Origin of the sequence: Antarcticimicrobium sp., assembly GCF_029212575.1 — a bacterium.
In the GTDB taxonomy this organism is placed as follows: Bacteria; Pseudomonadota; Alphaproteobacteria; order Rhodobacterales; family Rhodobacteraceae; genus Antarcticimicrobium.
In genome coordinates this window covers 56,059-68,434 of sequence record NZ_JARGPK010000055.1, presented here as the reverse complement: position 1 = coordinate 68,434, position 12,376 = coordinate 56,059, and the positions used below count along the sequence as shown (strand labels likewise).

Sequence of the window (12,376 nt, the reverse complement as noted above, 5' to 3'; positions counted from 1 at the left end):
TCAGGCGGTCAGCCCCTCGGGCTCTTTCAGCCCGTTGGCGCGGCAGCAGGCGGTCAGCGTGTTGGCCAGCAGGCAGGCGATGGTCATCGGCCCCACACCGCCGGGCACCGGGGTGATCGCGCCTGCCACCTCGGCGCAGCTGTCGAACTGGCAATCGCCGACCAGCCGGGTCTTGCCCTCACCCTTTTCCGGGGCGTCGATGCGGTTGATGCCCACGTCGATCACCGTCGCGCCGGGCCGGATCCAGTCGCCGGTGATCATCTCGGGGCGGCCGACGGCGGCGATGACGATATCGGCGCGGCGGGTGACCTCCTGAATATCCCTGGTGCGGGAATGCGCGATGGTCACGGTGCAGCTGTCGCGCAGCAGAAGCTGCGCCATCGGCTTGCCGACGATGTTGGAGCGCCCGACGACGACCGCGTCAAGGCCCGACAGGCTGCCCAAATGATCGCGCAGCATCATCAGGCAGCCCAGCGGGGTGCAGGGCACCATGGCTTTCTGCCCGGTCGCCAGCAGCCCGACGTTGGAGATGTGGAAGCCGTCCACATCCTTGGCCGGGTCGATGGCGTTGATCACCAGCGCCTCGTCCAGGTGGCCCGGCAGCGGCAGTTGCACCAATATGCCATGCACCGCCGGATCAGCGTTGAGCCGGTCGATCAGCGCCAGAAGATCGGCCTCGGAGGTGTCGGCGTCGAGCTTGTGCTCGTAGGAGTTCATGCCGACCTCGACGGTCATCTTGCCCTTGGAGCGGACATAGACCTGGCTGGCCGGATCCTCGCCCACCAGCACCACCGCCAGGCCCGGGGTGATGCCGTGATCGGATTTCAGGCGCGCCACTTGGTCGGCCACCTGGCGGCGTACGGTGGCAGCAAAGGCTTTGCCGTCGATGATCTGTGCTGTCATGTCCTGTCCCTGTCTATTCCTGCCGCACCACCACGCGCGCCTCGACCGCGTTCATCGCCGCCGTCACCCCGCGCAAGGGAAAGCCGGCCCGCCCGTCGCCCTCGCCCATGGGCGCATAGGTGACAATGACCCTGTTTCCCGCCTTCATACGCGCGACAAGCTCATACGCAAGGTCGGGATCGCGGATCGTTACCGTGTCGACAGCATTGGATGAGTGCATGTCGCCCGCGGTCCAGGCCGAGCGTGGTACCGCGACCTCGTCGCCGTCGAAGCTGAAGCGCAATTCCGTGAGCGCGCTGGCGGGCATACCGCGGTCCATCACCTCGATCGCCCAGTCCGGCGAATCGTCGATCCGGTGCGCAGCAAGCCGCAGGTCGAAAAAGGCGTTCGACCCGGGATCCACCCCGGTCTGCACCACCCGGCAGGGTCCCGCGCCCGCACCGTCGCAGACCGCGAGCCAGTCGCCGTGAAAGGCCCGCAACTCGCCGTAGTCATGCAGAAACCAGTCCTGCGCGCTGGCGGGTGCGGCCAGAAGCAGCCCGGCCAGAACATATCGCAGCATCAGAACAGCCCCTCGATCTGGCCCATGTCATTGAGCATGATCGCCTCGGCCGACGGCACCCGCGGCAGGCCCGGCATGGTCATGATCTCGCCGCAGATCACCACGATGAAGCCGGCCCCGGCGCTGAGGCGCACCTCGCGCACCGGCACCGAATGCCCGGTCGGCGCGCCGCGCCGGTTCGGGTCGGTGGTAAAGCTGTACTGGGTCTTGGCCATGCAGACCGGCAGGTTGCCGTAGCCCGCCGCCTCCCATTCCTTCAACTGGGTGCGGATCTTCTGGTCGGCCAGCACCTCATCGGCGCGATAGATGCGCTTGGCGATGGTCTCGACCTTTTCGAACAGGCTCATCTCGTCGGGATAGAGCGGCGCGAAGTTGGCCATGTCGGCATCGGCGATCTCGGCCACGCGGGTGGCCAGTTCGAGCGTACCTTCCGAGCCCGATGCCCAGTGCTTGCACAGGATCGCCTCGGAGCCCATCGAGGCGACGTATGCCTTGACCGCCTCGATCTCGGCGTCGGTGTCCGAGACGAAGTGGTTGATCGCGACCACGACCGGCACGCCGAAGGATTTGACGTTCTCGATATGGCGGCCCAGGTTCGGGCAGCCGGCCTCGACCGCCGCGACGTTCTCTTCGCCCAGGTCGCCCTTGGCGACGCCGCCGTTCATCTTCATCGCGCGCACGGTGGCGACCACGACCACCGCCGAGGGTGCCAGCCCGGCCTTGCGGCATTTGATGTTCATGAATTTCTCGGCGCCCAGGTCGGCGCCGAAGCCGGCCTCGGTGACCACGTAATCGGCCAGTTTCAGCGCCGTGGTGGTGGCAATGACGCTGTTGCAGCCATGGGCGATGTTGGCAAACGGGCCGCCGTGGACAAAGGCCGGGTTGTTCTCCAGCGTCTGCACCAGGTTGGGCTGCATCGCGTCCTTGAGCAGAACGGTCATCGCGCCGTCGGCCTTGATGTCGCGGCAGTAGATCGGGCTGCGGTCGCGGCGATAGGCGACGATGATATCGCCCAGACGTTTCTGCAGATCCTCGAGCGAGGTTGCCAGGCACAGGATCGCCATCACCTCGGAGGCGACGGTGATGTCGAAACCGGTCTGGCGTGGAAAACCGTTGGTGACGCCGCCCAGGCTGGTCACGATTTCGCGCAGGGCGCGATCGTTCATGTCCATCACCCGGCGCCAGACCACCCGGCGCTCGTCGATCTCCAGATCGTTGCCCCAGTAGATGTGGTTGTCGATCATCGCCGACAGCAGGTTGTGGGCGCTGGTGATGGCGTGGAAATCGCCGGTGAAATGCAGGTTCATCTCTTCCATCGGGACGACCTGGGCATAGCCGCCGCCGGCCGCGCCGCCCTTCATCCCGAAGCAGGGGCCGAGGCTGGCCTCGCGGATGCAGATCGCAGCCTTTTTGCCGATCGCGTTCAGCCCGTCGCCGAGGCCCACGGTGGTGGTGGTCTTGCCCTCGCCCGCCGGGGTCGGGTTGATCGCGGTGACCAGGATCAGCTTGCCGTTTTTCTTGCCCTGCACGCTGTCGATGAAGTTCTGGCTGACCTTGGCCTTGTCATGGCCATAAGGCAGCAGGTCGTCGGCAGTCATGCCCAGTTTGGCACCGATTGCCTGAATGGGTTTCTTGTTCGCCTCGCGGGCGATCTCGATGTCGGATTTGAAGCTCATCTTACGCGGTTCCCCTGAATGTCCCTGCCGCCCGGCGCATGGAGCCGGTTCTGTTCAACCCTTAGCGCCCGGCGGTCGGCGGGCCGATGAAATTTCCGACACTTTCGCAGCGTGAAACGGCGAATGGCCGCGCGGGGGGGGCAAATCGGAAACGGTGGGGCGAATCGGATCAGGGGGTCCAGGGGCGCTGCGCCGGGACGAACAGCCGCAACCGGTCCCCGAGCGCGAGGGGACCGGGCCGTTCGACCCAGGCGGTGACACCGCGCCGCCCCTCGGCCGCCGGTTTGAAGGCCGCGCCCTTGCCCGGCTGCTCGGCCTCGATCTCGCGTCCCGGAAGAACGCAGGGCAGGTTCTCCATGTCCACGGTCAGGGTGGTTCCGGTGGCCGATTGCAGCCGCGACGACGGCGGCACATGGGTGAAATCGGGGATGCCACGCAGCACGATGGAGGCCCCCAGAAAGGCGGGATCGAGACTGTCCTCGCCCATGGCCGCGGCGATGCGGGCCAGTTCCTTTTCCGACAGGATGGTCAGCTGGCGGACGTTGCCGATCTCGGTGTCGCGCGGATAGAGGTTCAGCACCCGCGAACAGGAGGGGCGGGTTTCCCCCGCGTGCCGCCCGCCCGCGATTCCGTCGAAGCCAAGCTCCAGCCGTTCGACCGGCTGTGCGCGCAGCGACCCGCCGGCAGGCACATGGCCCAGCCAGACCACCTCGCCCTCATGTTCCGTCTGTTCCAAAGTCGCCATGTCACGTCCCCCACCTAACTTGCGGACCTGACGGCCCGGTTTACCGCCGAGACTGCACCAGCGCAGTCCGCGACCGAAAGCAAAAACGCCAACCGGCGAGGAAATCGAAACGGCCGGGGCACTGCCCCGGCCGCCTGTTGCGATCCGCGTTCCGCGCCCTCAGGCGCTGGGTTCCGGTTCCATCCCGCCCTCGGGTGGGGTTTTCTTGGGCTTGGTCTTGGGGATCATGGTGACGCTGGGCGCGCTGCCTTGGTCGGCGCTGTCGGCATCGTCATCGTCCAGATGCGGCGGCTCGCCGCGCATCACGCGCTTGATCTCCTCGCCGGTCAGCGTCTCGTACTCCAGCAGCCCCTGCGCCAGCCGTTCCCATTGCTCCTGCTGGTCGGTGAGGATCTGCGCCGCGCGCTCATAGCCCGCCTGGATGAATTCGCGCACCTCCTCCTCGATCGTCTCCTTGGTATGGGCGGAGACCGAGAAACCGGCGGTATTGCCGCTGTAGCCTTCGTGCGCCTCGGCATAGTCGATATTGCCGACCTTGTCGGACATGCCCCAGCGCATCACCATGGCGCGGGCCAGCTGGCTGGCCTGCATGATGTCGCCGGCGGGGCCGTTCGATACGTGGCCTTCACCATATTTCAGGATCTCGGCCGCCTTGCCCGCCATGGTCATCGCCAGCTTCTGCTCGCACTCGTCCTTGTGCCAGTTCAGCCGGTCCATTTCCGGCAGGCTCACCACCATGCCCAGCGCGCCACCGCGCGGGATGATCGTCGCCTTGTAGACCGGATCGCACATCGGCAGGGCAAGGCCGACGACCGCATGGCCGGCCTCGTGATAGGCAGTCTTTTCCTTCTGGTCGGCGGTCAGCACCATACTGCGCCGCTCGGCCCCCATCATGACCTTGTCCTTGGCGTTCTCGAAATCCTCCATGGTGACGAAACGCCGGCCCACCCGGGCGGCCATCAGCGCGGCCTCGTTCACCAGGTTGGCCAGGTCGGCGCCGGAGAAACCGGGGGTGCCGCGGGCGATGATGCGCAGGTCGACGTCCGGACCCAGCGGGGTCTTGCGGGCGTGCACGCCAAGGATCTTCTCGCGGCCCTTGATGTCGGGGTTGGCCACCGTCACCTGACGGTCGAACCGGCCCGGGCGCAGCAGCGCGGGGTCCAGCACGTCCTTGCGGTTCGTCGCGGCGATGATGATCACGCCCTCGTTGGATTCGAACCCGTCCATCTCGACCAGAAGCTGGTTCAGCGTCTGTTCGCGTTCGTCATTGCCGCCACCGTAGCCGGCGCCGCGATGGCGGCCGACCGCGTCGATCTCGTCGATGAAGACGATGCAGGGCGCGTTCTTTTTCGCCTGTTCGAACATGTCGCGCACGCGGCTTGCGCCGACGCCGACGAACATCTCGACGAAATCGGAGCCCGAGATGGTGAAGAACGGCACGCCGGCCTCGCCCGCGATGGCGCGCGCCAGCAGCGTCTTGCCGGTGCCCGGAGGGCCGACCAGCAGCGCGCCCTTGGGGATCTTGCCGCCCAAGCGGCTGAATTTCTGCGGGTTGCGCAGGAATTCGACGATCTCTTCCAACTCTTCCTTGGCCTCGTCGATGCCGGCGACGTCGTCAAAGGTGACGCGGCCCTGTTTCTCGGTCAGCATCTTGGCCTTGGATTTGCCGAACCCCATGGCGCCGCCTTTGCCGCCGCCCTGCATTCGGTTCATGAAATAGATCCAGACGCCGATCAGCAGCACGAAGGGCAGCAGCGTGATCAGGAACGACTGGAACCCCGATTGCTCCTGTTTTTCGGCGCGAACCGGGATGTTGTTGTCGATCAGCAGATCGGTGATCTGCGCGTCTTCCGGCTTGATCGTCACATAGTCCTGACCGTCGGTGCCGCGGAAGCGGACCTGTTCGCCGTCCAGGGTGACCTGGCCGACCTCTTCGTTCTGGACGGCGCTCACGAAATCGGAAAAGGTGATCTCGCGGCTTTGCAGGGTACTCCCGCTGCCGCTGAACAGGTTGAACAGCGCCAGGATCAACAGGAACAGTACGACCCAGAAGGCGATATTTCGTGCGTTGCCCAAGAAAGCTCTCCTAAATGCGCGGCCGCGCGGGCGACCGTGTGTCATAGGGTAAAATAGAGATCATTGGGGCAGGTTCAATGCGATAAAAGGGTCGCGGCAAAGCCCGGGCCATCCTCCGCCGGTTCCGCGCGCCATCCCAAACCCATTCCGGCAAGCGGCGCGGCACGCAAATCATTGCCCAGCCAGACCGCCGGGCTGGGTTCCAGCGCGGCGCGCGGCAGACCGGTTTCGGTCCATCCGGGACAGCGCGACAGCCCCTTGGCGCCCAGCGCGCGCACCTCTGCCCCCGCCGTCATCGGCCCGGTCAGCCGCCAGCGCCTGTCCCAGACCTCATCGGGGGCCGCGCGGATGTCTTTCAGCGCGTTGACCTCGCGGCAGACCCAGATTTCGCCGCGCGCGTGGACGATGCGGCAGCCGCCGAGCGTGCCCCCCTGCCCCCGGTGCAGATCGCGCAGCAGCGCCGCGACCGGGCGCCGGCGCGGCGGGTAGTCACCCCGGCCGACCCAAGAGACCGCGCCGGTCAGCAGGCGGCGGGCGATCTCCTCGGGCATCAGGCGCAGCGCATGCGGGTCCAGAACGACGCAGCCGGCCACGACGCGCGCCGAGGCGCGCGCCGCCTCGAACGCGGCCCAGCCAAGTGTCTGTTCTGCGCCGGCCATGTTGCGCGCCACCCCGGCCAGCGCATCCGGGGTCACGCCCAGGGGCGCCAGCGCAGCCAGCGCGGCGCGCGCGCGCACCCGGGCGAAGCGGTCGTCGGTGTTCGACGGATCCTCGGCCCAGGACAGCCCGTTGTGCCGCAGGTAGGCGCGCAGGTCGGCGCGGGCAATCTCCAGCAGCGGGCGCAGGATCATCACCCCCCCCCGCAGCCGCCGCGGCGGGATGCCCGCCAGCCCCGCGGGTCCGGCCGTTCGGGCAAGCCGCATCAGCAGGGTTTCGGCCTGGTCGTCGAGGGTGTGCCCCAGCGCCAGCGCGGCGGCCCCGGCCCCGCGCGCCCAGTCGCACAGCAGATCATAGCGCGCCGCGCGGGCCGCATCCTGGAGGTTGCCGCTGCCGTCCCAGCCGCGCCAGCGCAGGACGCTATGCGGCACGCCAAGCGACTCGGCCTGCCGCCCGGCCTGGTCCGCCTCGCGCGCTGAGCCGTCGCGCAGCCCGTGATCGACGGTGGCCGCGACCAGCCGGACCTGCCCGGGATCGAAGCAGCGGGTCAGGATGTGCAGAAGCGCCACGGAATCGCCGCCGCCCGACAGGGCAATGGCAAGCGTCGGCGGCGGCACACGGCCGAACCACGCGCGCACCTTTGCCGGAATATCAGTGTCGGATGCGCTCAACGGCATCCCAGCTTGGACATCTCCGCGCGGGCCAGCGCCTCCGCCTCGGCGCCGGGAAAGCGAACCCCGACCTCACCCAGGGTCACGCAAGCCTGGTCGACCTGGCCGAGACGGCCCAGTGCGGCGCCCAGTTCGTAAAGCGCGGTGGGGGCCGTGGGACCGGAGTCATCGCCGGTAAAGGCGGTGAGATAGGCGCGCGCCGCCTCGCGGGTGTCGCCAAGCCCGTCGAGCGCGCGCCCGCGGGACAGGTGTGCGCGCGGCGCCATCGGGCTGCCCGGGTAGGCCTCGTTGAACGCGGCGAAGAGCGTCGCGGCACGCTGGTAGTCGCGCGCCTCCAGCGCCGCATTGGCGGCGTCGAAGTCGGCCTGCTCGCCCATCGCCAGCTCGCCGCCGCTGTCGGCTGGCTGGGCCGGGGCCGCCGGCGTCGCAGCGCCGGTTCCGCCGCCCGTGTCGCCGCCGAGCGTCGTGGTCTGGCCCAGCTTGCTCAGGTCGCCGCCTTCGAGTTCGACCAGGCGAAATTCGAGATCGCCGATCCGGTTGGTGCCGTCCTCGACCACGCGGCCGATGCGGTATTCGAGCTCCTCTGTCTTGGCGGTCAGCCGCTGCAGCTCGCTCTCGATGGCGCCGACGCGGTCCAGCACGCTGTCGCCGCCAGTGGCGATCTGCGGCGCGCCGGTGGTCGACAGCTCGCGCTTGAGCTTCTGGACCTCGACATAGAGCACGGTCAGCTCCTGCCGGATGTCGGCCAGCGTCTGGTCCTGCTGCGCGGCCAGAGGCAGGGCGCGAAACGCAACCAGAAATCCAAGGCCCAGCGCCGCCAGTGCGCGCATCATCACCTTGCCCCCCTACCCGGTCAGCCCGCCGGCCAGAACGGTGACGGCGCGGCGGTTCTTGGCATAGCAGCTTTCGGCGCTGCAGATCTCGAGCGGGCGTTCCTTGCCGTAGCTGACCGTCTTCAGCCGGCTGCCCGCAACCCCGCGCGACACCAGGTATTCGCGCACCGAGTTGGCGCGCCGCGCGCCCAGCGCGAGGTTATATTCGCGGGTACCCTGTTCGTCGGCGTGGCCCTCGATCACGGCGGTATAGTCGGGGTTGGCAGCCAGCCATTCGGCCTGGGCCGCCAGCACGGCACGGGCACTGTCATCCAGCGTCGACTGATCCACCGGGAACAGAATGCGGTCGCCGATCGCCGCCATGAAGTAGGCGGCCGAGGTCGGATCCGACGGCAGGCCCGAGGCACCTGCGGCACCGCCGAGATCGACGGTGTTGGTATCGTCAAGATAGGAATTCGAACAGCCCGCGACCGCCGCGACGGTACAGGCCAGAATCAGGGTCCGAAGGGATTTCATGCCAATTGCCTCTCAATATGCTTTTCTGGCTTCCGTTCTACCATATCTGCCATGGGTTGTGAACGCGCGGCCTCAGTTCTGCAAGGGCGACCATGATGGGTCCGAAGCGCCGCCGGGGGTGCGCACCGGGCGCAGGTTCCGCCCGGTTATATCGACGGAATAGAGCGTCGCCTGCCCCTGCGCACCCTTGGTTTCACGAGTAAACATGATGACCCGCCCGTTCGGTGCCCAGGTCGGCCCCTCGTCAAGGAACGATGCGGTCAGCAGTCGTTCCTCGCTGCCGTCGGTGCGCATCACGCCAATGTGAAACCGGCCCTTGTTTTGCTTGGTAAAGGCGATCAGGTCGCCCCGCGGCGACCAGACCGGGGTCCCGTAGCGCCCCTGACCGAAGCTGATCCGCGTCGCGCTGCCGCCGCCGGCGGGCATCACGTAAAGCTGCTGGGTGCCCGAGCGGTCGCTTTCGAACACCATCTGGCGGCCGTCGGGCGACAGGCTCGGCCCGGTCTCGATCGAGGGGGCCGAGGTCAGCCGGGTGGTGCCACCGCTGGCGATGTCCATGGCATAGATGTCGGTGTTGCCGCCCTGTTCGATCGAGAAGACCACCGTCTGCCCGTCGGGGGCGAACCGGGGCGCGAAACTCATCGTGCCCTCGCGGGTCTCCAGGATACGGCGGCGGACGCTACCGACATCGAGCACGTAGATGCGCGGAAAGCCGGTTTCGAAACTGGTATAGAGCACCCGGTCGCCGGTGGGCGAGAACCGCGGCGCCAGCACGATGGCAGAGCTGTCGGTCAGGTACTGCACGTTGGCGCCGTCGTAATCCATGATCGCCAGCCGCTTCTTGCGGTCGTTCTTGGGTCCGCTCTCGGAGACGAAGACAACCCGGCTGTCGAAATAGCCGCCCTCGCCGGTGATCCGACTGTAAACCGCATCGGCCACCTTGTGCGCCATTCGCCGCCAGCCGTCGCGGTCGCCGGCGAATTGCAGCCCGTTGCCCAGCTCGGCGCCCGAGAACACGTCCCAGACCCGGAACCGCACCGTCACCCGGTTGCCCGAGGTCGAAACCGCCCCGGTAATCAGCGCCTGGGCATTGATCGCCTTCCAGTCGGCGAACCGGACCGGGGCGGAAAAATCACTGACCCGCCCGATATGGGCTTGGGCCGGGATTTCCCGGAACAAGCCGGTGCCGGAGAGGTCGGCGGCGATTACCCGGGCGATCTGCCCGGCCACATCGCCCGCGTTGGGGCGGTCGGGAACGAAATCGGGCACCGCGAAGGGCATCGGTTCGATCACCCCCTCGGTGATCTCGATCCGCAACGGGCCGCCGTCCTGCGCCATCGCCGAATGGGCCACAATTGCCCATCCCAGAAGAAAGCTCAGCAGAAATCTCTTCATTTGATCCGCATCCTCTCCGGATTGAATGTCATCTCGATATCACGCCAGCGGTCGAATTTCTCCGCCGGCAGTGCAAACCCCCTGGCGCCGCAGCGGATGATCGCCCGGCGGGCCGCCTCGAACGCCTGTTTCGCAGACGCCTCGCTGCCCCCGGAACTCGACACCATGCGGATCGTCTCCATCTGCGGTTTGCCATCCTGGGTCAACGATACGGCGACAACCACGGTCGTGGCCAGTGCCGCCGACGAGAGCGATCCGACGTTCCAGCACGACGAAACCGCGACGCGCAGCGCCTCCTTCTCGCCGGCGCTGAGCGGCGGGCCCGAGGGGGCGGCGGTGGCGGGCCGGGCCTGCGCCCCGGCCAGCGCCTCGCTCAGCGCGGCGGCGACGGCATCCTCGGTCCGGGCCGGATCGGGCGCGCGGGGCGCGGGGGCGGCCGGTCGCGCCGGGCGGGGGGCCGGGCGTGGCGAGCGGGTCGGCGCCAGCACCGCGCGCTCCTCGGCCTCGGTCACGATCTCGGTCGCGGCTTCTTCCGGCGCGGTGGCCTCCTGCGCCTCGCGGGTGCTGTCGGCCTGCTGCTCGGGCGCGACCTCTTCCCGTTCGACCGGGTCGGGGCGCGCCTCGGGCGGCGGCGGCGCCACCGGCTCGGGCGCGATCCGCTCGGACGGGCGCTGCGGCGGCGCCGGGGCCTCGGGCACCAGGGCGGCGGTCTCGGTCTCCGGCGGCACCGGTGCGGGCTGCGGATCCGGCTGCGCCTCGGGCGCGGGCGGCGCCGGCTCGGGCAGGGTTTCCGGCAGCGGCTCGGGGACAGGCTCGGGCGCGGCCTCCGGCCGGCTGCGCACCGGCGGGCTGTCGGGTTCCGCCGTCACCTCGGGTGTTGCGTTTGAGAGCGGCGGCTCCGGTTCGGAGGGGGCCGCATCGATCTCGGGCGTCCGGCTGCGCCCGGTCATCAGGGCAAAGTCCTCGGCGCTGATCACGCTCACGTCCTGCACCTCGAAGGGCAGCGGGTCAGTTTCGAAGACACCGCCCAGAAAGGCCCAGCCGAGCAGAAGCCCGTGCGCCAGGGCCGAGATTTTGGTTCCGGTCTGCACGCCGCCTCACCCGGCATCGTCCAGGGTGGGCCCGCCGCTGTCGGTCACGAGCCCCACGTTCGAGAAGCCGCCAGCATTCAGCGCGCCCATCACCTGCATCACCAGTTCATAGGGGATCGCCCCGTCGGCGCGCAGGAACACCCGGTCGCTGTCGCGCTCGGCGGCAATGGCGCGCAGCTTGCTCACCAGTTCGCCGCGCGGCACCTCGCTGGTCTGGATCTCGATCCGGCCCTCGGCGGTGATGGTCACGGTCAGCGGTTCTTCCTCATCGCCGGGCAGCGCACCTGCGGCGGTCTTGGGCAGCTCCACCGGCACGCCCACCGTCATCAGCGGCGCGGCCACCATGAAGATGATCAGCAGCACCAGCATCACGTCGACGAAAGGGGTGACGTTGATCTCGGCCATCGGCCGGGCACGGCGACGACCCCGGCCGCGCCGCCGCGGACCGCCCTGATCCTGGTTCTGAACCGCCGCACCCATGGCCTCAGGAATCCAGCTGGCGGCTGAGGATGGTGGCGAATTCGTCGGCAAAGGCCTCGTAGCCCGCAAGGATGCGGTCGCTGTCCGCGCTCAGCTTGTTATAGAAGATCACCGCCGGGATCGCCGCCAGCAGGCCGAGGCCGGTGGCAAGCAGCGCCTCGGCGATGCCCGGCGCCACCACGGCCAGGTTGGTGTTCTGCTGTTCGGCAATGCTGATGAAGGCGTGCATGATACCCCAGACCGTGCCGAACAGCCCGACGAAGGGTGCAGTCGAGCCCACCGTGGCCAGCACCGGAAGCCCCTTTTGCAGATCCTCGGCCTCCTTGGCGATGGCCACATCCATGCTGCGGTCGATCCGCGCCTGGGCGCCGGCGATCAGCCCGCCGTCGTTGCGGTGCGAGCGGCGCCATTCGACCATTCCGGCGGCAAAGATGCGCTCGGAGCGGCCGTCTGGCGTGGGTCCGGTTTCCTCGAACAGCCCGTCGAGCGGCTCGCCCGACCAGAAGGCGCGGTCAAAGGCCGCCGCCTCGGAGCGGGCCGCGCGATAGGAGATCGTTTTCTGTATGATGATGGCCCAGGCCCAGAACGAGGCGAAGACCAGCATCCCCATCACAAGTTTCACGATCAGGGTTGCACGTGCGAAAAGCGCCCACAGGGAGAAATCCATCTCCTGCGCTAGCGCCAGGGTTTCTGCTTCCATCCGCCTGCTCTTTGCCTACCGGCCGGGTTCTTGTTTCGGCCTTGTTGCGGCGAATCTAACCCAGTTTGCCG

12 protein-coding genes are annotated in these 12,376 nt (G+C 68.1%); all 12 read right to left on the bottom strand.

The genetic code is table 11. From position 1 onward, the window contains the following. Entirely contained in the window at positions 1 to 903 is a 903-nt protein-coding gene (folD, locus tag P1U75_RS11610) for a bifunctional methylenetetrahydrofolate dehydrogenase/methenyltetrahydrofolate cyclohydrolase FolD (RefSeq protein ID WP_300243429.1), read from the bottom strand. Between the two features lie 13 nt (positions 904 to 916). Then, positions 917 to 1,465 (bottom strand): hypothetical protein, encoded by a 549-nt coding sequence (locus P1U75_RS11605; protein ID WP_300243427.1) that lies wholly within the window; start codon positions 1,463 to 1,465, stop codon positions 917 to 919. Continuing rightward, entirely contained in the window at positions 1,465 to 3,141 is a 1,677-nt protein-coding gene (locus P1U75_RS11600; protein WP_300243425.1) for a formate--tetrahydrofolate ligase, read from the bottom strand. The genes P1U75_RS11605 and P1U75_RS11600 overlap by 1 nt, the downstream gene beginning before the upstream one ends. Positions 3,142 to 3,310: 169 nt before the next feature. Then, positions 3,311 to 3,886 (bottom strand): sulfurase, encoded by a 576-nt coding sequence (locus P1U75_RS11595; protein ID WP_300243423.1) that lies wholly within the window; start codon positions 3,884 to 3,886, stop codon positions 3,311 to 3,313. Positions 3,887 to 4,045: 159 nt separating this feature from the next. Next, entirely contained in the window at positions 4,046 to 5,962 is a 1,917-nt protein-coding gene (ftsH, locus tag P1U75_RS11590; protein WP_300243421.1) for an ATP-dependent zinc metalloprotease FtsH, read from the bottom strand. A gap of 74 nt (positions 5,963 to 6,036) precedes the next feature. Beyond that, positions 6,037 to 7,296 carry a tRNA lysidine(34) synthetase TilS gene (gene tilS, locus P1U75_RS11585; RefSeq protein ID WP_300243418.1) on the bottom strand — a complete coding sequence of 420 codons (1,260 nt, stop codon included), beginning with the start codon at positions 7,294 to 7,296 and terminating at the stop codon, positions 6,037 to 6,039. Next, a complete protein-coding gene (ybgF, locus tag P1U75_RS11580) occupies positions 7,287 to 8,120 on the bottom strand; it encodes a tol-pal system protein YbgF (RefSeq protein ID WP_300243706.1) in 834 nt (277 codons plus the stop codon). The genes tilS and ybgF overlap by 10 nt, the downstream gene beginning before the upstream one ends. A gap of 15 nt (positions 8,121 to 8,135) precedes the next feature. Continuing rightward, positions 8,136 to 8,639, bottom strand: a complete 504-nt coding sequence (pal, locus tag P1U75_RS11575) for a peptidoglycan-associated lipoprotein Pal (RefSeq protein ID WP_300243416.1) — start codon at positions 8,637 to 8,639, stop codon at positions 8,136 to 8,138. Between the two features lie 72 nt (positions 8,640 to 8,711). Then, the gene (gene tolB, locus P1U75_RS11570) at positions 8,712 to 10,034 is read right to left on the bottom strand and encodes a Tol-Pal system beta propeller repeat protein TolB (protein ID WP_300243414.1); all 1,323 of its coding nucleotides are present in this window, start codon (positions 10,032 to 10,034) and stop codon (positions 8,712 to 8,714) included. Continuing rightward, on the bottom strand, positions 10,031 to 11,125 hold the full coding sequence (locus tag P1U75_RS11565) for an energy transducer TonB (RefSeq protein WP_300243411.1): 1,095 nt from the start codon (positions 11,123 to 11,125) through the stop codon (positions 10,031 to 10,033). The genes tolB and P1U75_RS11565 overlap by 4 nt, the downstream gene beginning before the upstream one ends. Before the next feature lie 6 nt (positions 11,126 to 11,131). Continuing rightward, entirely contained in the window at positions 11,132 to 11,605 is a 474-nt protein-coding gene (gene tolR / locus P1U75_RS11560; protein ID WP_300243409.1) for a protein TolR, read from the bottom strand. A 4-nt stretch (positions 11,606 to 11,609) separates the two neighbouring features. Next, positions 11,610 to 12,305 (bottom strand): protein TolQ, encoded by a 696-nt coding sequence (gene tolQ / locus P1U75_RS11555; protein ID WP_300243407.1) that lies wholly within the window; start codon positions 12,303 to 12,305, stop codon positions 11,610 to 11,612. Between the last annotated feature and the right edge of the window lie 71 nt (positions 12,306 to 12,376).

Coding starts and splice junctions, on each gene's coding strand:
- folD (WP_300243429.1), bottom strand. CDS start 903: ATGACAGCACAGATCATCGACGGCAAAGCCTTTGCTGCCACCGTACGC.
- P1U75_RS11605 (WP_300243427.1), bottom strand. CDS start 1,465: ATGCTGCGATATGTTCTGGCCGGGCTGCTTCTGGCCGCACCCGCCAGC.
- P1U75_RS11600 (WP_300243425.1), bottom strand. CDS start 3,141: ATGAGCTTCAAATCCGACATCGAGATCGCCCGCGAGGCGAACAAGAAA.
- P1U75_RS11595 (WP_300243423.1), bottom strand. CDS start 3,886: ATGGCGACTTTGGAACAGACGGAACATGAGGGCGAGGTGGTCTGGCTG.
- tilS (WP_300243418.1), bottom strand. CDS start 7,296: ATGCCGTTGAGCGCATCCGACACTGATATTCCGGCAAAGGTGCGCGCG.
- ybgF (WP_300243706.1), bottom strand. CDS start 8,120: ATGCGCGCACTGGCGGCGCTGGGCCTTGGATTTCTGGTTGCGTTTCGC.
- pal (WP_300243416.1), bottom strand. CDS start 8,639: ATGAAATCCCTTCGGACCCTGATTCTGGCCTGTACCGTCGCGGCGGTC.
- tolB (WP_300243414.1), bottom strand. CDS start 10,034: ATGAAGAGATTTCTGCTGAGCTTTCTTCTGGGATGGGCAATTGTGGCC.
- tolR (WP_300243409.1), bottom strand. CDS start 11,605: ATGGGTGCGGCGGTTCAGAACCAGGATCAGGGCGGTCCGCGGCGGCGC.
- tolQ (WP_300243407.1), bottom strand. CDS start 12,305: ATGGAAGCAGAAACCCTGGCGCTAGCGCAGGAGATGGATTTCTCCCTG.